We start from the raw sequence: 24,105 nt of genomic DNA, 5'->3' as shown, positions 1-24,105 counted from the left end.
CTTGGGTCAGGCGGAAGCGCGAACGTTGTGCTTGCGCTTCATGAAATCCTTTGCGGTCTCGACGGCCACCGCCGCGTCGCGGCAATAGGCGTCGGCGCCGACGGCCTTGCCGAATTCCTCATTGAGCGGCGCGCCGCCGACCAGCACGACATAATCGTCGCGGATGCCCTTTTCCTTCATCGTGTCGATGACGACCTTCATATAGGGCATGGTGGTGGTGAGCAGCGCCGACATGCCGATGATATCGGGCTGGTGCTGTTCGATGGCGTCCAGATATTTCTCGACCGCGTTGTTGATGCCGAGGTCGATGACGTCGAAGCCGGCGCCTTCCATCATCATGCCGACGAGATTCTTGCCGATGTCGTGGATGTCGCCCTTGACGGTGCCGATCACCATCTTGCCCTGCTTCGGCGCGCCGGTGGCGGCAAGCAGCGGACGCAGGATGGCCATGCCGGCCTTCATGGCGTTTGCCGAGAGCAGCACTTCCGGCACGAAGAGAATGCCGTCGCGAAAATCTTCGCCGACGATGCGCATGCCTTCGACCAGCGCTTCCGTCAGCACCTTGTAAGGCGCCCAGTTGCGCTCCAGAAGGATGTTGGTGCCTTCCTCGATTTCTTCCTTCAGACCGTCATAGAGGTCGTCGTGCATCTGCTGCACAAGCTCCTCGTCGGAAAGCTCGGAAAGGATGATCTCGTCGTCGGACATTTTTTCTCGGGCTCCTTGCTGCTCGGAATGACTGCGGCAGCCAAAAAATCGATGCGCCAATACCTAACCCGCGAGGGCGAGCTAGCCATAGCTGATTTGCGACTTCCCGCAAAAGGAAAGCGACTGAAAAACTAGCGCTTTTCTTGTCGATTTTGCGACAGGTGTTGGCGCTGGCTGGCCGTTTCCAATAGGGTGTATGGCTACGATCCAGGCAGGAGGCGGCAGCGACGGGCCGCCCCAGCCAATTCAGACCAAGTTATGGGAAGAACGATCATGAGCGATAACGCGGCAGTCGAGCAGGAAACGTCGGGCGGACGGCGCGGTCGCGGCGCCAGCGGCGGCGCGGCGGCACGCCGTGCGGCCCGTTCGGGCGGCGGCCCGGGCACCCAGCTCACCTACATCAAGCGCAAGATCAACGTCTACGAGGTCCTCAACGAGGAGGGCCTGGCGCTGATCGAGAAGAACACCGACACGGTGCTGGAAGAAACCGGCATCATCTTCCGTGACGACGCCGAGGCGCTGGCGCTGTGGAAAGAGGCCGGCGCCGACGTCAAGGGCGAGCGCGTGCACTTCCCAAAGGGGCTCTGCCGCTCGCTGCTGAAGACTGCGCCTTCCATCTACACCCAGCATGCGCGCAACCCCGAGCGCTCGGTGCAGATCGGCGGCAATGCGACGGTGTTCGCGCCGGTCTACGGCCCGCCCTTCGTGCGCGACCTCGACGGCAACCGCCGCTACGCGACGATCGAGGATTTCCAGAACTTCGTGAAGCTCGCCTATATGGCGCCGTCGATCCACCATTCGGGCGGCACGGTGTGCGAGCCGGTCGACGTGCCGGTCAACAAGCGCCACCTCGACATGATCTATGCGCATATCCGCTACTCGGACAAACCGTTCATGGGGTCGGTGACGGCGCCGGAGCGGGCCGAGGATACGGTGGCGATGGCCAAGCTCGTGTTCGGCGACGACTTCGTCGAGAACAACACGGTGCTGACCAGCCTGATCAACGCCAACTCGCCGATGGTGTTCGACGAGACCATGCTGGGAGCGCTGAAGGTCTATTCGCGCCACAACCAGGCCTGCATCGTCACGCCCTTCATCCTGGCCGGTGCGATGAGCCCGGTGACGGTTGCCGGCACGCTGACGCAGGTGCTGGCCGAAGTGCTCGCCGGCGCCTCGTTCACGCAGCTGATCAAGCCCGGCGCGCCGGTGCTGTTCGGCACCTTCGCCTCGTCGATCTCGATGCAGTCGGGCGCCCCGACCTTCGGCACGCCCGAACCGTCGCTGGTCTCCTACGGCGCGGCACAGTTGGCGCGCCGGCTCGGGCTGCCGTTCCGTACCGGCGGCTCGCTCTGCGCTTCAAAAATCCCGGATGCGCAGGCGGCCTATGAGAGCGCCAACACGCTCAACTCGACCATCCTCGCCGGCACCAATTTCGTGCTGCATTCGGCCGGCTGGCTCGAGGGCGGCCTCGCTTCCTGCTACGAAAAATTCATGATGGACATCGACCAGCTCGGCATGCAGCAGAAGTTCTGCGAAGGCGTGGACCTGTCGGAAAACGGCCAGGCGATGGACGCCATCCGCCAGGTCGGCCCGGGCAGCCATTATCTCGGCTGCGACCACACCCAGGCGAATTTCCAGACGGCCTTCTACCGCTCCAACATCGCCGACAACAATTCCTACGAACAGTGGCTGGCCGAAGGCGAGAAGACCGCGCCGCAGCGCGCCAACGAGCTCGCCCGCCGCTGGCTGGAAAGCTACGAGGCGCCGCATCTCGACCCGGCCATCGACGAGGCGCTGAAGGACTTCATCGCCAAGAAGAAAGGCTCGATGCCCGACGCCTTCACGTGAAAGGAGCCCGATTCAGGCCGGGCTAAAGTCGCCAACATCATCCACAAGGAAGTCTGGCGGAGCGCGTTCTCCGAACCGGACCGGAGGGGATGACTTTTTCCCGCGGCACGGCCGAGGAGATCGCGAATGCGCTCGCGGCCAGCGGCCTGATCCTTCGCGGCGGTTTCGGCTTCGGCGACGATGAGGTGGCGCCAGTTGGACCTTCCGGCGCGCTGGCCAAATCCGTGCTGCTGGTCGGGCAGGCAGGCGCGGCGCCATGGCCGCATTTCCAGCGCTGGCTGGGGCGGCAGGCGAGGGATATCGCCAACCCGCTCGATAGCTGGTCGCGCGAGGTGATTGGCGGCGTGGCGAAGGAATTCGGCGCGCGTGCGGTTTCGCCTTCAGACCGGCCTTACCTGCCGTTCCAGCAATGGGCGATGCGGGCTGAAGGGTTGAAGCCGTCGCCGCTCGGCATCCTCATGCATCCGCGATATGGGCTCTGGCACGCCTATCGCGGCGCCTTGCTGTTCGAGGACGAGATTTCTGTTCCCGAAGCTCATGAAGCGATTCATCTTTGCGACACATGTGTCGAAAAACCCTGCCTGAAATCCTGTCCGGTCGGCGCTTATTCGGTGGATGGCTTTGCGCACCAGGCGTGCCTGGCGCATGTGCGTGGCACGAATGGTGCGCCTTGCCGCGCCGGCGGCTGCCTCGACCGCAACGCCTGTCCCTATGGCGCTGAGTATCGCTATCCGGCCGATGTCCAGGCCTTCCATATGGCGGCGTTCGCCGGGGTGCGCATCCTTCCGGACCGCACGGAAACTTGACCGCGATCGAGAGGTTCCGGCTTGCCCTTGAGGGCAGCGCGGATATCTATCGCCTGGCAACCGCCGGAGCGCGCAATGACGAAGCGGGACATCGAGATCAAGACCCAGGACGGCACGGCGAAGGGTCGGCTGTTTCGTCCAGCAGCGCCGGCCAAGGCCGGCGTCATCCTCTACATGGATATTTTCGGTCCGCGTCCGGTGCTCGACCAGATGGCGGAGCGCCTCGCGGGGCATGGCTATGCCGTGCTGGTGCCCGACCTCTTCTACCGCTATGCGCCCTATGGCCCGTTCGATCCCAAAACCGCCTTCGCCGAGGCAAAGACCAAGGCCCTGCTGTTGATGCTGAGCGGCGGCACGACGCAGGGCATGACCATCCGCGACGGCAGCGCCTTCCTCGACGCGTTCGCGGCCGAGGGCATTGACGGACCGATCGGCGTCGTCGGCTATTGCATGGGCGGCGCGCGGGCGTTGAACGCGGCGGCGAGCTATCCGGACCGGATCGTTGCCGCGGCAAGCTTCCATGGCGGTAATCTGGCCAGCGACGCGGCCGACAGCCCGCACCGGAAGGCGGCTTCGATCAAGGCGCGCGTCTATGTCGGCGTCGCCGGCGTCGACGGCAGCTTCCCGCCGGAGCAGTCAGCGCGGCTGGCGGAGGCGCTCAGGGTGGCAGAGGTCGACCACACGATCGAGAATTATGTCGGCGTCGGCCATGGGTGGTGCATCAAGGATCATGGCGTCTATGACGAGGTGGGTGCCGAGAGGCATTGGAAGCGGCTGACGACGTTTTTCAAAGAGACGCTCGGATAACCTTCGCTTTCAGATTACGAAGATAGTGCAGACCTTCGAAGGTTCGCGCCGCCCCTCATCCGTCCTTCGGACACCTTCTCCCCGTGTCACGGGGAGAAGGAAAAAATGTTGCTGCAAAAAATCTTTCCATCGCCCCAAGGATTGGTCATTAGCCTTCGTCCAACAGGCACATGATGGCGATGATGCTGGACGACAGCGAAGCCTCCGATGCCGAATTGATCGGGCGGGCGAGGGGCGGAGACCGGTGGGCTTTCGGCAAATTGCTCGAAAGGCACTATGGCTTCGTCTATCGCGCCGCTTATCGCTGGTGCGGCAAGAAGACCGATGCCGAGGACATCGCCCAGGACGTCTGCGTGCGGCTCGGCCGTGCGATCCGCGACTATCAGGGCAGTGGCGCCTTCACGACATGGCTCTATGCCATGACGCTGAATGCTTCGCGCGACATGATGCGCAAGCGCGCCCGCGACACTGCCAAGACCGATGCCTATGGCGCCTATGCGTCGATCGCCGGCGAGGCGCCGGCGGAGAGTGACGATCCCGCAGAGGCGCTATGGGCGGCGGTGCGGATGCTGCCCGACAAGCAGCGCGACGCGGTGCTGCTGGTCTATGGCGAAGGTCTCAACCACGCGGCGGCGGCGGAGGTGATGGCGATCTCGGAGACGACGGTTTCATGGCACATCCATGAAGCGAAGAAACGGCTGAAGCTGCTGATGCGTTCAGCCGGGGAAGTGTGACCATGGTCGACGACAACGAACTCGAAAGGCTGCGGGATCTCGCGATGCCAGCACCGGACGGCGAGGCGAAGGCGCGCGCACTGGCTGCCGCAATGCGGGCCTTCGACTTGGACGAAAAATCTTCCGCCGCCACCCAAGGATCACCGGCAGGCCTTCGTCTCACGGAGCGAGCACAAAAGCTCTGGAGAGAAATCATGCAACGGAAACTCATTGCCACGCCGGCCATCACCGCGCTGGTCGCCCTGCCTATCGCCGGCTATGCCGCTTTCGAGATGCTGAAGGAACAGCCGGCCGTCATTACCGGCAACGGCAAGATCACCGAGACGCTGGCCGGCAAGCCGGTGGCGCAGAAGCCCGCGCCGCTTCAACCGGCGATCAACGAGCCGCTGGCAGCGGCGCCCGCCAAGGAAAAGAAGACCGACGCGGGCGCGGAGGCCCGGGCCAATTCACAGGTGGCGCCCGCGGCGCCGAAGCCGGCGACCGAGGTCGACGCCCTGCTCAAGCAGGAGGCGGCGCCGGCGGCCAAGCCTGCCCTGCAACCTGCGCCAGCAGAGAGCGGACAGCTCGTGGCCGGCGGCAAGGACGGGTCGTCCAACAGGGTGATCATGTCCATGACGCCGCCGCCCAGCGTCGACGAGGCCGAGCGAGCCGACCAGGTGCCGGCGGGCGCGGCGACCACCATGCCGCAGTCTCCCCCAGTAATGGGCGATTCAAAGCTGATGGTGCCGCCGGTGCCGATGCCGTCCGACCGGATGCTGCCGCAGGAGGAAAACCGCGACCGCATCGAGACCTTCAAGACCAATCCGGTGCACGAGACGGCTCAGGATCCGGTCTCGACCTTCTCGATCGACGTCGACACGGCCTCCTATTCCTTCGTGCGGCGCTCGCTGAAGGAAGGCACATTGCCAGACCCGGATACTGTGCGGGTCGAAGAAATGATCAATTACTTCCCTTATCATTGGAAGGGTCCGGACTCGGCCGCGACGCCGTTCAACTCGACGGTCACCGTCATGCCGACGCCATGGAACGAGCACACCAAGCTCATGCATGTCGCGATCAAGGGTTTCGACGTGAAGCCGACCGAGCAGCCGAAGGCCAATCTGGTCTTCCTGATCGATGTGTCGGGCTCGATGGACGAGCCGGACAAGCTGCCTCTGCTCAAATCCGCCTTCCGCCTGCTGGTGAGCAAGCTGAAGCCCGACGACACCGTCTCGATCGTCACTTATGCGGGCAATGCCGGCACGGTGCTGATGCCGACCAAGGCGGCGGAAAAGCAGAAAATCCTTGCGGCCATCGACAATCTCGAGCCCGGCGGATCGACGGCGGGCGCGGAAGGCATCCGCGAGGCCTACAAGCTTGCCCAGCAATCCTTCGTCAAGGACGGCGTCAACCGCGTGATGCTCGCGACCGACGGCGACTTCAATGTCGGCCAGACCGATAACGACGATCTCAAGCGTCTGATCGAGACAGAGCGCAAGACCGGCGTGTTCCTGTCGGTGTTCGGCTTCGGCCGCGGCAATCTGAACGACCAGATGATGCAGACCATCGCCCAGAACGGCAACGGTACTGCGGCCTACATCGACACTTTGGCAGAAGCCGAGAAGGTGCTGGTCGAGGACGCCTCCTCGACGCTGTTCACCATCGCCAAGGACGTCAAGATCCAGGTCGAGTTCAATCCGGCCAAGGTCTCGGAATACCGGCTGGTCGGCTATGAGACCCGGGCGGTCAAGCGCGAGGATTTCAACAACGACCGCGTCGATGCCGGCGATATCGGTTCGGGCCATTCGGTGACGGCGGTCTATGAGATCACGCCGAAGGGCAGCGGCGGCGAGCAGGTCGACCCGCTGCGCTACGGCCAGGCCAAGGTCGACAATGGCGGCATCGCCAATGCCGACGAATATGCCTTCGTCAAAATCCGCTACAAGCTGCCGGACGAGAATGTCTCGAAACTCATCACCACGCCGGTGAACGCCGCCAACGAGGTCAAGTCGTTCGATGCGGCTGGCGCCGACCAGCGCTTCTCGGTGGCCGTGGCGGCTTTCGGGCAGAAGCTGCGCGACGAGGATCAGACGGCGAATTTCGGCTACGACCGGATCGCGGAGATCGCCAATGCCGCGCGCGGCGCCGATCCGTTCGGCTACAGGGCGGAGTTCCTGTCGCTGGTACGCCTGGCCTCATCGCTGGACGGCAATAAGTAGAACGTGGCGAGTTTAACGAAGGGCCGGCGGGAAAAATCCCGTCGGCCTTTGTCGATCATTAAATTGCGCAGCTTTTCCGGAACCTCGCCGCAATTAACTTTTGTTAGTTCGTGCTCATAGAATTTTGGGGGATCAGCAGTGCATATCACGACAATCGGCAATGCGAACGCGACGGCGGCCAATGCGCCGGTGCGGGGATCGTCGGCGGCTTCGGCTGAAGCGGCGCGCATCCGAAACGATGTCGATGCGGCCCGCAACACGGCGCTTTCGGCGCTCAACAACGACCGTTTTCGCGTGATGCTGGAACAGATCACCGACCCCGGCGCATCGGGCGCCCTGATGACGATGGGCGGCGACAGCCAGAACGGCGTCGGTGTCGATTTCGATACCGCGCTGTCGCGCTACGCCGAAAACAGCAAGTAGAACCGTATTAGGCGCGGCTGCGCCGGCGCTCACGGCGCGCTTCGCTGGTTTCGGCGGTGTTTGCCGTCGCCACCTTGTTGCGCATCGGGCCAATACGCTCGACGATCGTCTCGACGGTCGGGCGCGCCGCCTTGGTGTGGCCGTCGAGCGCCTTGCGCATGGCGGCGAGGTGGGCGAAGGAGGTGCCGCAGCAGCCGCCGACGATCTTGGCGCCGGCATCGACCGCCAGCCGCACATAATCTGACATCAGCTCCGGCGTGCCGGAGTAATGGATCTCGCTGCCGCGGAATTCTGGAATGCCGCAATTGCCCTTGACGATCACCGTCGCCTCCGGCTTCGCCTCGGTCATGTCGAGCAGCGAGGCGAGGATATCGGAAGCGCCGACGCCGCAATTGGCGCCGACACCGAGCGGGGCCCGCGACAGGCCGTCGGCAACGGCGTGGATGTCCTTCGGCAGCAGACCCATCATGGTGCGGCCGGCCGTGTCGAAGGATCCGGTATAAGTATAAGGCAGGCCGACCTGGATGGCCGCTTCGGCCGCGGCGCGGATCTCGTCCGGCGCCGACATGGTCTCGATCCAGGCGACTTCGGCGCCGCCGGCCTTGAGGCCCTCGATCTGCTCGGCGAACGCATCGACGGCATCGTCATAGGTCAGGGCACCGAGCGGCACCAGCAGCTCGCCGGTCGGGCCGACGGAGCCGGCGACGATCACCTTGCGGCCGGCCTTGTCGGCGACGGAACGGGCGATCTCGGCTGCCCGCTTGTTTAGCTCGTGAACGCGATCCTGCGCGTGATGCAGCTTGAGGCGGTGTCGGGTGCCGCCAAAAGAGTTGGTCAGGATGATATCCGCGCCGGCATCGACGAAGTTCTGATGTAGTCTGGCGATGGTTTCGGGCGCCGTCTCGTTGAGGAGTTCGGGCGCTTCGCCGGCCGGCAGGCCCATCGCGAACAGATTGGTGCCGGTGGCGCCGTCGGCCAGAAGCACGCCCTTTTCGGCAAGCAGGGCGTCAATCGGGTTGGTCGCGGTCATGGCTTTGGCTTTCGTGTTCGAATTTCGAATAACGATATAAAGAAGTCTTTATGTCTAGTCAACGAGCTTGCGGCAGCGAGGGCCTTGAGTGGCCGGAATGATCGCGACCTCGATCTCGGTGGGGCCTGCCCGTTGGTTGGTGGTCGACCGGACAGGCAGGCGCTCAGACTGAGCCTGACGGGAAAGACGTCGCGGCCAGCTTCTGAGCGAAGCTGGCCGCCTCATGCGCATTGATGTCGGCAGCGCGGATCAGATTGTCGAAATGGCTGGTGAGGGTGCGGATCGGCTGGGTCGCGTTCAACACCAGATACATGTCACCGACATAGATCGCGGCGCGATAGGGGCCGAAGATCGTGTAAGGGATCGAATAGCGCACGCGGCCGTCGTAGAGGAACAGGCGGAAGGTCGGGTAGAGGTCGTCGAGGAGCGCTGCCATGTGCAGCAACTGGGCACGGCGGTCGGCTTCGGGAAAACGATCCCAGACGCCGAGACCTCGCGCGAAGATCTCCAGCGTGTGGCGCGGCATGCAGACCTCCATGTCGGTCTCCGGCCGCCGGTTGTAGTCGATGCGGTATTGCGTTTCGCCTGCCTGCGCCTCACGGCTCTTGTTGGTTATTCCGGCCTCATATTCGACCAGCGCCTCGGTGCGCAGAAGGTCAGGGATGCCTGCCGGCACGTAGCGGATTTTCGTGCCTGCCGCCTCGGCGTGCCACTTGGCGAGCAACGTGCGGTCGAAACCGTCCGGCGCCTCCTCGATCTCCAGGCTCTCTCTAATTTCGCCGGTGACGCCCTCGTCCTGGGAGAGGCCCAGCAGCCAGTCGAGCGACACCTTGAACTCGGCCGCGATGTTGAGAAGCGTCTCGGCACGGGGCAGGCGGGTCGAGGCGCCTGACAGGAGCTGCGACAACGCCGAGCGATCGATTCCGACGGCGCCCGCGAAGGCCGACTGGTTCAGGTCGGACCGTGTCAAGAGCATTTTCAACCGCTCCCGGAAGAGGGTCGACAGATCGCGCTTGTCCATCACGCTGCTCCTGCTTCAGAGAGGAAAAATTTGCGCCGGCACCGGTTTGAACGTGGCTCAGGCGGAAATGAATCCCCATATTTGTTGACAATGTATAACATATGAGGCCGATAATGCGCATTCGCAACAGTTTGTGCGCTTTGTCGCGTTGATGTAACGGCAGGCTCCTGACACAATGCTGTCAGGAATCGAGTTGGTTCCGGCGACTGAGGGGCAGTGGTCGATAGCATGGCAAGCACGAATACCGTCATGGATAAGAGACGTAGCAGCGCACCGGCAATCGAATGGCCGACAGTCTTCCTCATTCTCTTCTGCTACGGTGCCTGGCTCGCCACTGGTTTTTTGTTGTGGCCATCTTATCCGCTTTTGGCGCTTGCCATCCTGCCCTTTATCCTGGCTCTGCAATCCTCGCTGATGCATGAGGTGTCGCACGGCCATCCAACCCGCAGCGGCAGGGTCAATGAAGCCTTCGTCTTCTTGCCGATCGGCATGGTGTGGCCGTTCCGCCGCTTCAAGACCATCCACCTTCGTCATCATGCAGACGAGCGGCTGACCGATCCGCTCGACGATCCGGAGAGCTATTACCAGGCGCTTTGGATACATGAAGAGCTGCCGCCGACAATGAAGCTTCTGCTCAAGGTCAACAACACCATGGTCGGCCGCTTCGTTCTCGGGCCGTGGTTGTCCTCAGTCGGTTTCTTCGTCGACGACGCCAAGCAGATCCTTGCCGGCGACAAGGTGATCCGCAAGGCTTGGCTGCTGCATGCCATCGGTCTCGCGGTTGTGGTGCTGATCGTCACGTTTGGCTTCGGCATTCCGCTCTGGCTCTATATCCTAGTGCCGGTGTGGTTAGGCCAGTCGCTGATCTCGATCCGCACCTATGCGGAGCACCAGTGGTCAGAGCATCCGGAAGGGCGCACGGTGATCGTAGAGCGTTCGCCGCTCTCCTTCCTGTTCCTCAATAACAATCTGCATTTCCTTCATCACAAGAGCCCAACCATTGCCTGGTATAGGTTGCCAAAGCTGTTTCGCGAGCGCCGCGAAGAGTGGCTGCGGATGAACAACGGTTATGCCTATCCGAACTATTTCGCGATGCTGAAGGTCCACGCTTTCAAAGCCAAGGAGCCGGTCGTCCATCCGGTGCTGCGCCGCACGCCGGAATCGGGCCGCGCCTTCAAGCCGCGCATCAGGGCGCGCAGTGTCAGCGGGCTTGGAACGGCGCCAGTTCCCGCTGAGCCGCCGAAGGAGTAATCTCGGCTTTCCGCGACCGCCTTTCGCGGCGGAACGCAGGCGCCGAAGGTCGCCTGTCCTTGAAAGCTGTTCGACATGAGCAAGTTCGTTGCGGCACTGCCGATGTATGACTGGCCCGAAGCGCGGGGCGAGGTTGACGCCCAATGGGCGCGGCTCCGCGACGCGTTCCGGCAACGGGGCATCGATGCGCCGGAAACGATCGTGCGCCGCAATGGTGATCTGCCGCCGGTGCCCGGCGGCATCCTCGACGCCGCCGGCGAGGTGATCGCGCCGGATCCGGCGACGCTGCCTCCGGACGAACTCGATTTTCATGAACTTTGGCTAAGTCCGGTGCTGCTCTTCGGGCAGACATGCTGGGGGCCGATGGAACTCGGCCTCGCCCGGCATGTGCAGGTGATCGCGCAGCCGAACTACGATGCGTTCGAGGGCGGGCAGGGCGAACTCTATTCTAGCGCGCTAGTGATGGCCGCTGATGGCGGACCGCCCATTGCCTCGCCGCAGGATGGCAAGGCTATGATCCCGCTCGATCTTATTCGCGGCAAGCGCTTCGCCTTCAACAATCCGGATTCGATGTCGGGACTGCTCGGGCTGACACGCGACCTAGAGGCGATGGGCGAAAGCCTGGACATCTTCGCTTCGCGCAGCGAAAGCGGCGGCCACCGATCGTCAATCGTCGCTATCGCCGAGGGCAGGGCCGATATCGCGGCCGTCGACTGCGAGAGCTGGGCGTTGGCGCAACGTTTCGAGCCGGCGGCGAAAGGTATGAAGGTGGTCGGCTGGACGGCACGGCGTAAGGGCTTGCCCTTCATCTCCGCCAGGACGACGCCGGAAAAGACCATTGCCGTGATGCGCGAGGCCGTCGCAGCGGCTGAAGGCGGCACGTCAGAGCAGCCGCTCGTCCAATGGGTAGGCTGACAGCTTCTCGTTACCGGCCTCGGTGATCAGGATCTGCTCTTCGATCTTAACGCCTTCGCGTCCGCCCAGCCTGCCGATATAGCTTTCGACGCAGAGCACCATGCCTGGTTCGAGCACGCCGTCCGGCGTGTCATCGGTCCAGTCGCCAGCATGTGGCAACGTCGGATATTCGTCGGCAAGGCCGACCCCGTGGTAAAGCACGCCGTAGCGCGTGGGGTAGCAATCGTCCGGCGGCACCGCCGAGCGCTCGACGAGATCGCGGAAGGAGACGCCCGGCCGCATCAGACCGGTGTTATGAGCGATCTGATCGGCAGCGATGCGGAAGAGATCCCGCTGCTGGTTCGACGGCGGCCTGTCGCCGCAGAGCCATGTCCGCGAAAGATCGGCGCAGAAGCCGTAGGGACCGATGAGGTCAGTATCGAAGGCGACGAGGTCGCCATTCTCGACGACGCGCGAGGAGCATTCCTGGAACCAGGGATTGGTGCGCGGGCCGGACGACAGAAGCCGCGTCTCGATCCATTCACCGCCGCGTGCGATGTTGCCACGATGCAGTTCCGCCCATAATTGGTTCTCGGAGATACCGGGCTTCAGCGCTGCTTCCATCTCGCCCATCGCCGCCTCGCAGGCGACGATCGAGCGCCGCATGGCAAGGATTTCATCCGGAGATTTGATGAGACGCGCATTTTCCATCACCGCCTCGCCATTGCCGACGGAAATGCCGCGGCGGGCGAGTTCCTCGACCCCGTCCGGATTGATGTGATCGACGGCGATGCGGCGATTGCCGCCGCCATGCCCGGCGACGAGCTCGGCAATGCCGGCGCCCCAGCGGCGGACCTTCTCATCGGTCAACTCGCCGCTGTAGAGATACATCCACGACACCGCCGGCCGGACCTCGTCGACGACGCCCGAATGGTCGGACAGGTGCTCGCATGAGAAATAGTCGAACAGCACCACCGGCCCTTCGGTGGCGACGAAACAGTGGCGCGTCGGGTTGTGCGCGACCCAGAGCTGCATATTGGTCGAGTCCGTCGCGTAGCGGATGTTGACCGGGTCGTAGAGCAGGGCGCCGGCATAGTCGCGACGCTTCAGTTCGGCGCGGATGCGCTCCAGCCGGTATCTGCGCATGGCGGTAAGGTCAGGCGCGGCGATGCCGGCCGCGGCCCATTCCGCCTCCGCTGTCGCGCCATAGCCCAGCAAATGCTGGTTGAGCGAGGCCGCCTTCTCGCGCGAGGCCTCGCGCAACGCTTCGACCGAGCCAGGCTCGAAGGGCATGATCTTTCGGTGGCGACCGAAGCCCAGCTTGTCCATTCGTCCCCCTTCACAACTCACGGCGCGATCTTCCTATGCAGTTTGGTGATCGTGACCTTGCGCGGCTGGAAGCCGAGCGCCTGCGGCACCTCGACAGTGCGGTGGACAGTATCCATCGCGTAGCCGGCGCGGGCCAACTCTTCGAAGACATCCGAGGGCGGTTCCCTGTCATCGGCAAGCACAAGCACCGCCGGTTCGCGGATGAGGCGGGCGAAGTCCGGTATCTCGTCATCGAGCACGATGAGGTTGGCGTCGACGAGGCGCAGATTGCCGACCCAGAACCAGCTCGAGACCACGGTCTTGACCGGACCGCCGGCGCTGATCTTTTCGTAAAGCGACCGGTAGTCCATGCGCACGATGCTGCCGCGACTGTCGCCGCCGTTCAAGTGCATGTACCAGCTTACCGGCAGCACAAGGACGGCGAGGACCGCGCCGACGAAGACAATGGTTCCTTGCGCCTTTCCGCCCGTTTGGCCGATGGCATCAAAACGCATGGCAAGGGCAGCGGGCAAAAGGACGAATATGGGCAGCACCCAGCGATCGCGAAACTGCGTGATGCCGCCGGCCAGAACCACCACCAGCGTGATCAGCACGGCTAGGGCGATCGTGCGCCACAGCAGCTTTTCGGGCCAACGCGTCGACTGTGGGGATGTCGTGGTTTTCCGTGCCGCCAGGAGAAACGCGACGGCAACGATAGCTATCGGCAGACACGCGAAATTGAGCACCGCGTTGCCCAGTCCCCGCAGGGCGAGCACCGCCGTCTCCAGGAGGCTGTCGCCTTGGCCGGCGCCGAAGCCGCCGCTGTGAGCCAGGAAGTCATCCGGGTGCGCGATGTTCCAGTGAAGCGTCGGGAGGCAGGCAAGGATTGCTACCGCCACGCTGATCAGGAAGCGGCGGTCGAAGATCGCCTCACGCGTTTCTCGGACCGACAGAGATGCCAGGAACAGGGCGGCAAGGAAGATGACGATGTTGTATTTCGATAGCATCGCGGCCGCCGTCGCCAGGCCAAAAAATGCATAGGCAACAGCAGATCGCCGCTTTTCCACCTCGACCAGCGCGAGAAGCAGCACCGAGGTGAAGCAGAATATGGCGACCGAGTGGGTCAAGGCGTGCTGCATTTCCCAGAAGATCTGCGGAAACAGAAGCAGCCCGAACATGCCGGCGGCAGCGGCCCGGTTCGAGTAACCCAGGCGGCGTATGGCGGTGAAATAGGCGGCCAGCCCGGCGGCCAGCAGGCCGTATTTGACGATCTTGAGGGCAAGGACACTGGCTCCGACCAGCGAGGCCGCAAGGATTGCCAGCCAGGTGTATAGAGGCGGCTGCGAGCTGCCGTAGCCGGCGGCCAGGAACCGCATCTCCATCAACTGCTCGGAATCGTCGACGCCGACGCCCGTGCCCGCAAAATGGGACAAAAGCGCCATCACCACGATCTGGGTCAGGCAATAGAGGAGTACCGACGCGATCGCGGCGCTGAATGGACCGACCCGTCCATCGCAGAGCCAATCGGTCCATTTCTCTAGCTGCCGCAAGGGGAAAGTCTTCTCATGCTGATGCGCCGGTAGCGAGCATCGAGCATGCCACAGCATCTGGCGCGATCCAACAAATCGCCAGAGCGGTTTGCCGTTTCCACGAAACGGTGAACCGCTCTGTCTGTCTGTTTTACGCAATTCCGGGTGGAAAACCGCGTCACACTTGTCCCGGAATTGCTCGACGCGTCAGGTCCTCATCTTCTCGCCGCTCGGGTCGAAAGGCGGCTCGACATTGATGCGGGCGGGACGGCGGTGGCCGAGGATCTCGATCTCGAACAGGCAGGCGCTTTCGTCCTCTGCAAGGGCGGCAGGCACATAGCCCTGCGCCATCGACTTCTGGACGTAGTGCGCGTAGCCGCCCGAGGTCACCCAGCCGACGACGCGCCATTCGCCATCGACGATGCCGCGCACGGCCGAGGCGCCTTCGGCTGCCTTGGAGCCCCGCACCTCCTTGCCGGTCTCATCGAAACGCGGCGCGCCGTAGCCATGCGGCTTCTCGACCGTGCCGTAGTCCTTGCTCACCTTGGCCCAGATCGGCTCGTCGCCCATCACGTCGGCATCGATGGCGTCGACGATGAAGGAGACGCGGCGCAGTTTCGGCCCTTCCGCATGCTCCTTGGCCGACGCTTCGCGGCCGATGAAGTCGTTTTTCTCAAGCTTGATGAAGCGGTCCATCGAGCCTTCGAACGGCCCGTAGATTGGCCGCAACTCGCGGAACCAGGTCGGGAAGTTCTTTTCCAGGCGCATGGAGAGCAGCGCCCGCATACCGAAATCGACGAGGCCGAATTCCTCGCCGGCCTTCTTGATCGCCTTGTAGACGAGGCGCTGATAGGCCGGCGCCATCCAGATCTCGTAGCCGAGGTCGCCAGTATAGGTGATGCGGTTGACCATGCAGGGCGCGCCGCCAACTGCCATCTCGCGGAAGTCCATGAAGCGGAAGGCCTTGGTCGAGACGTCGACATCGACCAGCTTCTGAAGCAGATCGCGGGATTTCGGCCCCGCGATCGAGAGACCCACCAGCGTCTGGTCGAAGCGGTGGATACGCACCGACCCATCCTTGGGCAGATGCTTCTCGAACCAGCGCATATGGTATTTCTGCGCGGCCGAGGAGCCCCAGATCATGAAGCGGTCCTCGCCGGTCTTGGCGATGGTGAAGTCGCCGATCAGCTTGCCGAACTCGTTGACCATCGGGGTCAGCACGATGCGGCCGACTTTCGGCATCCGGTTGGTCATCAGCCGGTTGAGGAAATCCTCGGCGCCCGGGCCGGACACCTCGTATTTGGCGAAGTTGGCAATCTCGGTGACGCCCACCTTCTCGCGCGTGGCGCGCACTTCCTCGCCGATCGGTCCGAAATCGTTGGAGCGGTGGAAGGACACGATGTCCTTCGGTTCCGTACCTTTCGGCGCGAACCAGAGCGGCGTCTCGAGGCCCCACGAATCGCCCATGACGGCGTTGTTGGCCAACATGGTGTCGTAGAGTGGCGTGGTCTGCGCGGGACGGGCGGCCGGCAGTTCCTCATTCGGGAAGCGGATCGAGAAGCGGCGCGAATAGTTCTCGCGCACCTTGGCGTTGGTGTAGCGCAGCGTCGCCCATTCGCCGAAGCGAGCGACATCCATGCCCCAAACGTCGAAGCCCGGATCGCCATGCACCATCCAGTTGGAAAGCGCGAGGCCGACGCCGCCGCCTTGGCTGAAGCCGGCCATGACGGCGCAGGCGCACCAGAAATTGGTCAGGCCCTGCACCGGGCCGACCAGCGGGTTGCCGTCGAGCGCGAAGGTGAAGGGACCGTTGATGATCTGCTTGATGCCGGCCTTCTCGATGCCGGGGAAATGCTTGAAGCCGATCTCCAGCGACGGCGCGATGCGGTCGATGTCGGGCTGCAGCAATTCATGGCCGAAATCCCATGGCGTGTTGACCGGCGACCACGGCTTGCACGCCTTCTCATAGGTGCCGAGAAGGATGCCGTTGCGCTCCTGGCGGGTGTAGATCTCGCCCTTGAAGTCGAGCACGCCGATCATCTCACGGCCGGTCGACTTGTTGAACTCCTCGACCTCCGGCATCGGCTCGGTGAGCAGGTACATGTGCTCCATCGCCAGCACCGGCAGTTCGACGCCGACCATGCGGCCGATCTCGCGCGCCCACAGGCCGCCGCAGTTGACGACGTGCTCGGCGTGGACCGTGCCTTGCTCGGTGACGACGTTCCAGGTGCCGTCCGGCTGCTGCGTCAGGTCGACGACGCGGTTGCGCAGCACGATCTCGGCGCCAAGCTTTTTCGCGGCCTTGGAATAGGCGATGGTGGTGCCTGAAGGGTCGAGATGGCCCTCGACCGGATCCCACATTGCGCCGACGAAATTCTTCTCATCCATAAGCGGGAACATCGCCTTGGCTTCCGAGGGCGTGATCAGTTCGGTGTCCATGCCGAGATAACGGCCCTTGGCGTGGGCAAGCCGCAGGAAGTCCATGCGCTCCGGCGTATCGGCCATCATCACGCCGCCGGTCAGATGCAGCGAGCAGGACTGGCCGGAGAGCTCCTCGATCTCCTTATAGAGCTGGACCGTGTAGGCCTGCAGCTTGGCGACGTTCGGGTCGCCGTTCAGCGTATGGAAGCCGCCGGCAGCGTGCCAGGACGAGCCGGAAGTCAGCTCCGAACGCTCGATCAGCATGATGTCTGTCCAGCCGGCCTTGGCGAGGTGATAGAGCACCGAGCAACCGACGACGCCGCCGCCGATGACAACCGCTTTTACATGGGATTTCATGAAGATAGGTCCGTTTTATAGAGACTGAATCGAATGATTGGTATGGAAGCTAAGCGAAGCTCGACGGGGTGGGGGTCGACTGTCCATCCTCACACAGAAAATCAGAAATCCGTCGGCGCGCCGCCTTCGGCGCGGCGCTTCTCGACGAAGTCGTTGAGCTCCTCGCGTATGGCCGGGTCCATATACGGCTCCTCATAGGAGGCAAGGCGCTCCTTCCAGACCTTGTTGGTGCGTTCCATAGCCGTCGGCGAGCCCGCCTCGGTCCAAGTCTCGAAATTGCGCCAGTCGGACACGATCGGCGAATAGAAGGCGGTCTTGTAGCGCTCCTGCGTGTGTTGGGTGCCGAAGAAATGGCCGCCGGGGCCGACCGACTGGATGGCGTCGAAGCCGAGCGCATCCTCGGACAGATCGAGGGGGGTGAGGAACTCGGCCACCATCTGCAACAGGTCGATGTCCAGGATGGTCTTTTCGTAGGAGCAGCGCAGGCCGCCTTCCAGCCAGCCTGCGCCGTGCATCATCAGGTTGCCGCCGCCCTGGATCGCACCCCATAGCGAAAACACGCTCTCATAGGCGGCCTGCGCGTCCACCGTATTGGCGGCGCAGGTGTTGGAGGTGCGGTAGGGGATGTTGTAGCGCCGAGCGAGCTGGCCGCCGACGAGCTGCGCCTTCATATATTCGGGCGTGCCGAAGGCCGGCGCGCCGGACTTCATGTCCACGTTGGAGGTGAAGCCGCCATAGCCGACCGGCGCGCCTTTTTTGACCATCTGCGCGAAGGCGATGCCGGAAAGCGCCTCGGCGTTCTGCTGCACCAGCGCGCCGGCGACGGTGACCGGCGCCATGGCGCCCGACAACGTGAAAGGCGTGACGATCACGGCCTGGCCCATGCTCGCCATCTGGATGATGCCTTCCATCATCGGCACATCGAGCTTGAGCGGCGAATTGGTGTTGATGATGGTGAAGACCGACGGTTCCTGCATCAACTGCTCGCGGCTAATGCCACGGGCGATGCGAGTGATCTCGATACCATCGACATTGCGCTCCTTGCCGAGCGAATAGATGTGGAAGACCTTGTCGGTCAGCATGGCGAGGTCGCGGATGCACTCCAGGTGCCGCACCGACGGATGGATGTCTATCGGCTCGACCGGATAACCGCCGGTGCAATGCAAGATGTTGTGCATCTGCGCCAGGCGCAGGAAATTTCGATAGTCCGCCTGATTGCCTGGCCTGCGGCCGCGATCGAGGTCGGAGCAGTTCGGCGCCGAAGCCATCATCGACAGGATGACGTTGTTGCCGCCGAAACGCAGATTATGGTCGGGGTTGCGGGCGTGCAGCGTGAATTCCGACGGGCAGTGCGAGACCAGCTCGAGGATCATGTCGCTGTCGAAGCGCACGCGCTCCGAGCCTTCGCGCACATCCGCGCCATGCGCCTTCATGATACGCCGAGCTTCCTCGTGCAGGACATCCACGCCGATCTCCTTCAGCACGCGCAGCGAGGCGAGGTGGATCGATTCCAGTTCGTCGTCGGACACGAATCTGGTCGGCGCCAGCGGGTTCTTCAATTGCCGGAAGGCGGGCTGCTCGAAGGCGGCTGAGCCGCCAGCGCGCTTGCCCGCGCGGCCGCCACGGCGGGGGCGATCGGTTGCCAGTGCCGGCTCGGCGGGATGAAGGGCGGCGGTCATGAGAAGCCTCGTGAGGATGCGAAATTGGCCGGCATAATGGACCGGCGGCAATACAGCCGGTGAGGAGGCTGCGACCACTAGGGCGAGGGAAGCGACATGACGAAAGGGGAGCCGCTGGTCCTATCCGCCAAGCGGCATCGCGGGATGCCGCTCTTGAATGTTCGTGCGGCGAACGCGATGTAGGGCGGGCCGTGAGATGACACCCGGAGACCCGCATGGCCAGCGCAATGACCAAAACCCAGCCCGAATTGACCGCCAACGATCCCTTCCTCTGGCTGGAGGATCGCAACGGCAAGGAAGCGCTCGACTGGGTTCATAGTCAGAATGCGCTGACGGTCGCCGAATTGCAGGGCGATCCTTCCTATCAGGCGACCTTCGAGACCGCGCTCGACCTGATGACGGCGGAGGACAATATGCCGGTAGGGGCCGCGCTTGCCGGCTACGTCTATAATTTCTGGCAGGACAAGACCAACGCGCTGGGCCTGTGGCGGCGCACGCCGGTCGCTTCCTACAAGACCGACAAACCGGAGTGGGAGACGATCATCGATTTCGACCAGCTCTCGGCAAAGGAAGGCGTCAAATGGGTTTTTGGCGGCGCCAGTCGGCTCTATCCCGATTTCAACCGCTGCCTGCTCTACATGTCGCCCGATGGCGGCGACGCCAGCGAGATGCGCGAATTCGACATCGCGACGAGGTCCTTTGTCGAGGGCGGTTTTTCCGCGCGCGCTTCCAAGTCGGGCTTTTCCTGGCTGGACCAGGAGACGGTGATCGTCTCGGCGGCTTTCACGGAGGAGGACAAGACCCAGTCCGGCTATCCGCGCGTCATAAAGCTCTGGCGGCGCGGCACGAAGCTCGAGAACGCCACGCCGATCTTCGAAGGCGAGAAGCAGCATCTCGCGGTCGGCGGCGGTGTGGAATATGACCGCGACAAGCGGCATGTGCTGCTCGGCAAGACGCTCGATTTCTTCACATCCCACAGTTTCCTGTGGCTGGATTCAGGCGAGAACCGCCGCATTCCGCTGCCCGACGACGCCACCGACACGGCGATCTTCAAGGGCCAGTTGATCTTCGGCGTGCGCAGCCCGTGGACGACGCCGGACGGCACGCGCTGCCTGCCCGACGGGCTTTACTCGGTCGATTTCGACCGCTGGATCCAGACCGGGGAGTTCGGTCCGTTCGAAACCGTGCTTGCACCGGTGCGTCGTGTTTCGATCGCCGGGCTCGCCAGGACACAGGACCGGCTGTTCATCAACCTCATGGACAATGTGCGCGGCAAGGTCATCGCCTGCGACCGCACTCCCGACGGCTGGTCGCTCAAGCCGGTGGCTCTGCCCGACAACGGCAATGTCGGCATCAGCCATGCTGAGCATTTCGGCTCGAGCGTGTCCTTTTCCTTCACCGATTTCCTGACGCCGAGCTCCATCATCTGGTCGGACGACGATGGCGAGACACTTGAAACCGTGAAAGCGCAGCCGGCCCGCTTCGATGCCTCGCCTTATGTTTCAGAGCAGTTCGAGGCGCGCTCGAAAGACGGCACGATGATCCCGTATTTCGTGGTCAGGCGCCGCGACCAGAACGGGCCGGTGCCGGCGCTGCTCTATGGCTATGGCGGCTTCGAAGTGCCGCTGCTGCCCGGCTATGCCGGGATCCGCGGCAAGCTCTGGCTGGACGAGGGCAACGCCTACATCCAGGCCAACATCCGGGGCGGCGGCGAGTTCGGTCCGGCCTGGCACCAGGCGGCGCTCAAGGGCAAGCGCCAGAATGCCTTCGACGACTTCGCGGCCGTCGCAGAGGACGTGGTCAGGCGCGGCATCACCACGGCGGCGCAGCTCGGCATCCAGGGCGGCTCGAATGGCGGCCTGCTCACCGGCACGTCGCTGACGCAGCGGCCGGAGCTGTTCGGCGCCGTCATCATCGACGTGCCTTTGCTCGATATGCTGCGCTACACGGAACTGCCGCCTGGCGCCTCCTGGATCGCCGAATATGGCGATCCGTCGAAGCCGGAGGAGGCGGCATGGCTCGCCGCCTATTCACCCTATCAGCATGTCGCAACCGATGCCGCCTATCCGCCGGTGCTGTTGATGACCTCGACTGCCGACGACCGCGTCCATCCTGGACACGCTCGCAAGATGGCGGCGCGGCTTAATGAGGCCGGTCATGGCCGGACGCTGTTCTTCGAGGAGACCGAAGGCGGCCATGGCGGGCGCGGTGATCGCCGGCCACAGGCGGCGCAGACAGCGATGCGCTACATGTTCCTCAAGCGGGCGCTGACCAGAACAGCTTGAATTTCTAACCGCAGCCGGCATAAGTTGGCGCCATGATACGCTTCAGCACATCAGGCGCCTTCGGGGTCGCGGTGACGCCGTCACCGCGGACCCTTCGCGCCGAGCTGCTGCGGCTGTGCGCCCGCATTGGCTATTCGCCACCCGCGTTCCTCTAAGAATCCGCCCCGGCCGTTGCCGGATTGATTCAAGAGGAAAGATCAAATCCATGACCTATCAGAATTATTCGCTGAAGCAGCTTCAGCAGATCGACGCCGCGCATCACCTTCATCCCTTCACCGACCACAAGGAGCTGCGCGAGGCGGGCTCACGCATCATCACCCATGCCAAGGGGCCGTTCATCTACGACGCCGACGGCACCGAAATCCTCGACGGCATGGCGGGCCTTTGGTGCGTCAATGTCGGCTATGGTCGCGACGAGTTAGCCGAGGCGGCGTACGCGCAGATGAAGGAGCTGCCTTACTACAACTCCTTCTTCAAATGTTCGACGCCGACGCCGGTGCTCTTGTCGAAGAAGCTGGCGGAACTCGCGCCCAAGCATGTCAGCCAGGTTTTTTACGGCTCGTCCGGCTCGGAGGCCAACGACACGGCGCTCAGGCTTGTGCGCCACTACTGGGCGCTCGAGGGCAAGCCCGAGAAGAACCGCATCATCTCGCGCAAGATGGCTTATCATGGCTCGACCATCGCCGGCACGTCGCTGGGCGGCATGGAGCCGATGCACAAGCAGCTCGGCGGCGCGGTGCCCAACATCGTCCATGTGATGATGCCTTATGCCTATGAGCTGGCGCTGCCCGGCGAAAGCGACCATGATTTCGGCATTCGCGCGGCCAAGGCGGTCGAGGAGGCGATTCTCGAAGCCGGCGCCGACAAGGTCGCTGCCTTCATTGGAGAGCCGGTGATGGGCGCCGGCGGGGTAAAAATCCCGCCGATGAGCTACTGGCCGGAAGTCGAGCGCATCTGCCGCAAATACGATGTGCTGTTGATGCTGGACGAAGTGATCACCGGCTATGGCCGCACCGGCGAATGGTTCGCGGCGCAGACCTTCGGCATCGAGCCCGACACCATCACCACCGCCAAGGCGCTGACCTCGGGCTACCAGCCGCTGTCGGCTCTGCTGGTCGGCGATCGCGTGGCCAGGACGCTGGTCGAGAAGGGCGGCGAATTCTATCACGGCTACACTTATTCCGGTCATCCGGTGGCTTGCGCGGTGGCGCTGAAGAACCTCGAGATCATCGAGAAGGAAGGGTTGGTCGAGCGCGTCAAGCACGACACCGGTCCGTATTTCGCGCAGGCGCTGCAGGAGCGGATCGCCGGGCACAGGCTGGTGGGCGAGGTGCGTTCGATCGGCTTGATGGGCGCGATCGAGATCGTCAAGGACAAGGCGACAAAGGAACGCTACCTACCGTCGGGAAGTGCGGCCGTCGTGGTGCGCGACCACGCCATCGCGAACGGCATGATGCTGCGGGCCACCGGCGACACGATGATCCTGTCGCCGCCACTGATCTGGACGCGCGACACGATCGATATGGCTTGCGAGCGTATCGCGAAGGCGCTCGATCTCGCGGACGCGGATTTACGGAAGCGCTGAGGGGATATTGTCCGGGCGCTCCCCCATGAGCGCCCGGTCCATTCCTGGACTTCGTGCGTGATGTCTCCAAAACGCAAAAACCGCGCCCCAACGGGAACGCGGCTTTGCCAGATACGCATGGCGTTTCGCGACGAGGATACTTGCGAAACTTACGGGCTCCGGTACGCGAGACCTGATCCGGAGCGCCGGGCAGACGCGCTGTCCGCCTCGCAGTCCGTTTTAAAGGCACATCGTTACCGGTGAGTTAGCGAGACCTTAAGCAAATCTAAATTTGCCGGCTTGGTGTTGAAAAAACGCGCTAATAGTCGTTCAAAGCAGTCGCTTAGCTTTTATCGCCGCGCAGGAAATTAATAATGCCGGAAAAATCGACGCCGGCATGCCCCTGCGCGTTGAACAGGGCATAAAGCTGCGTGGCTTCGGCGCCGAGCGGGGTTACGGCGCCCGCGCTCTGCGCGGCTTCCTGCGACAATTTCAGGTCTTTCAGCATCAACGCGGCGGCAAAGCCGGGCTTGTAGTCGCGGTTGGCCGGCGAGGCCGGAACAGGGCCTGGCACCGGACAATAGGTAGTGAGCGACCAGCATTGGCCTGACGAAGTGGAGGCGACATCGTACAGCGCCTGGTGCGACAGGCCGAGCTTTTCGGCGAGCACGAAAGCTTCGGCGACGCCGATCATCGAGATGCCGAGAATCATGTTGTTGCAGATCTTGGCCGCCTGGCCGGCGCCGTCGCCGCCGCAATGAACGACACGTCCCGCCATCGGCTTCAGGATCGGCTCGGCAGCGGCGAAGGCTTCGTCCGAGCCGCCGGCCATGAAGGTAAGGGTGCCAGCAGTGGCGCCGCCGGTCCCGCCGGAGACCGGCGCATCGATCGAGGGCAGGCCATGCTTGGCGGCAATCGCATGCGCCTTGCGCGCCGATTCGACATCGATGGTCGAAGAATCGATGAACAGCGCGCCTTTCTTCGCTTTCGGCGCAATGTCCTCATAGACCGACAGCACATGCTTACCGGCGGGAAGCATGGTGATGACGACATCGGCATCCTTCACCGCGGCGACGGCGTTCGCCATGACGGCAATGCCGTGTTCTTTTGCCGTGGCCAAGTTCTCGGGCACGAGATCGACGCCCAGCACCGCATGGCCAGCCTTGACCAGATTAGCGGCCATTGGATTGCCCATATTGCCGAGGCCGATGAAGGCGATGGTTGCCATCGTTTTCTCCTGATTTT

General features: G+C 63.3%; 18 protein-coding genes. 10 read left to right on the top strand and 8 right to left on the bottom strand.

Annotated features, from left to right (window positions below):
• Window positions 1-6: 6 nt before the first annotated feature.
• Window positions 7-705 (bottom strand): B12-binding domain-containing protein, encoded by a 699-nt coding sequence (locus P9272_RS19465; protein WP_128258089.1) that lies wholly within the window; start codon window positions 703-705, stop codon window positions 7-9.
• 273 nt (window positions 706-978) lie between these two features.
• Between P9272_RS19465 and P9272_RS19460 the strand changes: the two genes are divergently transcribed.
• The 6 genes from P9272_RS19460 (at window position 979) to P9272_RS19435 (ending at window position 7,521) form a co-directional block, all read left to right on the top strand.
• Window positions 979-2,553, top strand: a complete 1,575-nt coding sequence (locus tag P9272_RS19460; RefSeq protein WP_128258088.1) for a trimethylamine methyltransferase family protein — start codon at window positions 979-981, stop codon at window positions 2,551-2,553.
• A gap of 89 nt (window positions 2,554-2,642) precedes the next feature.
• On the top strand, window positions 2,643-3,359 hold the full coding sequence (locus tag P9272_RS19455; protein WP_278161795.1) for a hypothetical protein: 717 nt from the start codon (window positions 2,643-2,645) through the stop codon (window positions 3,357-3,359).
• Between the two features lie 75 nt (window positions 3,360-3,434).
• Complete coding sequence (locus P9272_RS19450) at window positions 3,435-4,166, top strand: dienelactone hydrolase family protein (RefSeq protein ID WP_128258086.1); 732 nt, start codon at window positions 3,435-3,437, stop codon at window positions 4,164-4,166.
• Between the two features lie 173 nt (window positions 4,167-4,339).
• The gene (locus P9272_RS19445) at window positions 4,340-4,900 is read left to right on the top strand and encodes an RNA polymerase sigma factor (RefSeq protein ID WP_128258085.1); all 561 of its coding nucleotides are present in this window, start codon (window positions 4,340-4,342) and stop codon (window positions 4,898-4,900) included.
• Between the two features lie 2 nt (window positions 4,901-4,902).
• Window positions 4,903-7,098 (top strand): VWA domain-containing protein, encoded by a 2,196-nt coding sequence (locus P9272_RS19440; RefSeq protein WP_278161794.1) that lies wholly within the window; start codon window positions 4,903-4,905, stop codon window positions 7,096-7,098.
• Window positions 7,099-7,236: 138 nt separating this feature from the next.
• Window positions 7,237-7,521, top strand: coding sequence for a hypothetical protein (locus P9272_RS19435; protein ID WP_278161792.1), 285 nt, complete (start codon window positions 7,237-7,239; stop codon window positions 7,519-7,521).
• A gap of 7 nt (window positions 7,522-7,528) precedes the next feature.
• On the opposite strand, the gene bmt is transcribed toward P9272_RS19435, so the two are convergent.
• Both bmt and P9272_RS19425 read right to left on the bottom strand, forming a co-directional pair.
• A complete protein-coding gene (gene bmt / locus P9272_RS19430) occupies window positions 7,529-8,551 on the bottom strand; it encodes a betaine--homocysteine S-methyltransferase (RefSeq protein ID WP_278161791.1) in 1,023 nt (340 codons plus the stop codon).
• A gap of 163 nt (window positions 8,552-8,714) precedes the next feature.
• Complete coding sequence (locus tag P9272_RS19425) at window positions 8,715-9,572, bottom strand: helix-turn-helix transcriptional regulator (RefSeq protein WP_128258082.1); 858 nt, start codon at window positions 9,570-9,572, stop codon at window positions 8,715-8,717.
• A 249-nt stretch (window positions 9,573-9,821) separates the two neighbouring features.
• On the opposite strand from P9272_RS19425, the gene P9272_RS19420 reads away from it, so the two are divergent.
• Both P9272_RS19420 and P9272_RS19415 read left to right on the top strand, forming a co-directional pair.
• Complete coding sequence (locus P9272_RS19420; RefSeq protein WP_278161790.1) at window positions 9,822-10,823, top strand: fatty acid desaturase; 1,002 nt, start codon at window positions 9,822-9,824, stop codon at window positions 10,821-10,823.
• Between the two features lie 75 nt (window positions 10,824-10,898).
• Window positions 10,899-11,738, top strand: coding sequence for a PhnD/SsuA/transferrin family substrate-binding protein (locus P9272_RS19415; protein ID WP_278161789.1), 840 nt, complete (start codon window positions 10,899-10,901; stop codon window positions 11,736-11,738).
• On the opposite strand, the gene P9272_RS19410 is transcribed toward P9272_RS19415, so the two are convergent.
• The 4 genes from P9272_RS19410 to P9272_RS19395 all read right to left on the bottom strand — a co-directional run bounded on the left by P9272_RS19410 (window position 11,706) and on the right by P9272_RS19395 (window position 19,011).
• Window positions 11,706-13,046 carry a Xaa-Pro peptidase family protein gene (locus P9272_RS19410; protein ID WP_278161788.1) on the bottom strand — a complete coding sequence of 447 codons (1,341 nt, stop codon included), beginning with the start codon at window positions 13,044-13,046 and terminating at the stop codon, window positions 11,706-11,708. The two genes, P9272_RS19415 and P9272_RS19410, sit on opposite strands and share 33 nt — an antisense overlap.
• Window positions 13,047-13,063: 17 nt before the next feature.
• Entirely contained in the window at window positions 13,064-14,575 is a 1,512-nt protein-coding gene (locus tag P9272_RS19405) for a glycosyltransferase family 39 protein (RefSeq protein WP_278161787.1), read from the bottom strand.
• A gap of 186 nt (window positions 14,576-14,761) precedes the next feature.
• Window positions 14,762-17,332 carry an FAD-dependent oxidoreductase gene (locus P9272_RS19400; RefSeq protein ID WP_278161786.1) on the bottom strand — a complete coding sequence of 857 codons (2,571 nt, stop codon included), beginning with the start codon at window positions 17,330-17,332 and terminating at the stop codon, window positions 14,762-14,764.
• 101 nt (window positions 17,333-17,433) lie between these two features.
• The gene (locus P9272_RS19395) at window positions 17,434-19,011 is read right to left on the bottom strand and encodes a trimethylamine methyltransferase family protein (RefSeq protein WP_128258076.1); all 1,578 of its coding nucleotides are present in this window, start codon (window positions 19,009-19,011) and stop codon (window positions 17,434-17,436) included.
• A 215-nt stretch (window positions 19,012-19,226) separates the two neighbouring features.
• Here P9272_RS19395 and P9272_RS19390 point away from each other — a divergent pair, with 215 nt between their 5' ends.
• Window positions 19,227-21,296, top strand: coding sequence for a prolyl oligopeptidase family serine peptidase (locus tag P9272_RS19390; RefSeq protein ID WP_278161785.1), 2,070 nt, complete (start codon window positions 19,227-19,229; stop codon window positions 21,294-21,296).
• 205 nt (window positions 21,297-21,501) lie between these two features.
• Window positions 21,502-22,881 (top strand): aspartate aminotransferase family protein, encoded by a 1,380-nt coding sequence (locus tag P9272_RS19385; protein WP_278161784.1) that lies wholly within the window; start codon window positions 21,502-21,504, stop codon window positions 22,879-22,881.
• Window positions 22,882-23,203: 322 nt separating this feature from the next.
• Here the strand turns inward: P9272_RS19385 and mmsB are convergent, their stop codons facing one another.
• Window positions 23,204-24,088 (bottom strand): 3-hydroxyisobutyrate dehydrogenase, encoded by an 885-nt coding sequence (gene mmsB / locus P9272_RS19380; RefSeq protein WP_278161783.1) that lies wholly within the window; start codon window positions 24,086-24,088, stop codon window positions 23,204-23,206.
• Window positions 24,089-24,105: the final 17 nt, after the last annotated feature.

The organism is Mesorhizobium sp. WSM4976, assembly GCF_029625685.1.
Taxonomy (GTDB): domain Bacteria; phylum Pseudomonadota; class Alphaproteobacteria; order Rhizobiales; family Rhizobiaceae; genus Mesorhizobium.
Note: the sequence above shows the minus strand (reverse complement) of the source record. Positions and strands in the feature narration are given on the sequence as shown.

Bases quoted from the DNA above. Each gene is read 5' to 3' on its own strand.
- P9272_RS19425 (WP_128258082.1), bottom strand. From the start codon at position 9,572: ATGGACAAGCGCGATCTGTCGACCCTCTTCCGGGAGCGGTTGAAAATG.
- P9272_RS19440 (WP_278161794.1), top strand. From the start codon at position 4,903: ATGGTCGACGACAACGAACTCGAAAGGCTGCGGGATCTCGCGATGCCA.
- P9272_RS19400 (WP_278161786.1), bottom strand. From the start codon at position 17,332: ATGAAATCCCATGTAAAAGCGGTTGTCATCGGCGGCGGCGTCGTCGGT.
- bmt (WP_278161791.1), bottom strand. From the start codon at position 8,551: ATGACCGCGACCAACCCGATTGACGCCCTGCTTGCCGAAAAGGGCGTG.
- P9272_RS19395 (WP_128258076.1), bottom strand. From the start codon at position 19,011: ATGACCGCCGCCCTTCATCCCGCCGAGCCGGCACTGGCAACCGATCGC.
- P9272_RS19450 (WP_128258086.1), top strand. From the start codon at position 3,435: ATGACGAAGCGGGACATCGAGATCAAGACCCAGGACGGCACGGCGAAG.
- P9272_RS19455 (WP_278161795.1), top strand. From the start codon at position 2,643: ATGACTTTTTCCCGCGGCACGGCCGAGGAGATCGCGAATGCGCTCGCG.
- mmsB (WP_278161783.1), bottom strand. From the start codon at position 24,088: ATGGCAACCATCGCCTTCATCGGCCTCGGCAATATGGGCAATCCAATG.
- P9272_RS19385 (WP_278161784.1), top strand. From the start codon at position 21,502: ATGACCTATCAGAATTATTCGCTGAAGCAGCTTCAGCAGATCGACGCC.
- P9272_RS19410 (WP_278161788.1), bottom strand. From the start codon at position 13,046: ATGGACAAGCTGGGCTTCGGTCGCCACCGAAAGATCATGCCCTTCGAG.
- P9272_RS19420 (WP_278161790.1), top strand. From the start codon at position 9,822: ATGGATAAGAGACGTAGCAGCGCACCGGCAATCGAATGGCCGACAGTC.
- P9272_RS19415 (WP_278161789.1), top strand. From the start codon at position 10,899: ATGAGCAAGTTCGTTGCGGCACTGCCGATGTATGACTGGCCCGAAGCG.
- P9272_RS19460 (WP_128258088.1), top strand. From the start codon at position 979: ATGAGCGATAACGCGGCAGTCGAGCAGGAAACGTCGGGCGGACGGCGC.
- P9272_RS19445 (WP_128258085.1), top strand. From the start codon at position 4,340: ATGGCGATGATGCTGGACGACAGCGAAGCCTCCGATGCCGAATTGATC.
- P9272_RS19465 (WP_128258089.1), bottom strand. From the start codon at position 705: ATGTCCGACGACGAGATCATCCTTTCCGAGCTTTCCGACGAGGAGCTT.
- P9272_RS19390 (WP_278161785.1), top strand. From the start codon at position 19,227: ATGGCCAGCGCAATGACCAAAACCCAGCCCGAATTGACCGCCAACGAT.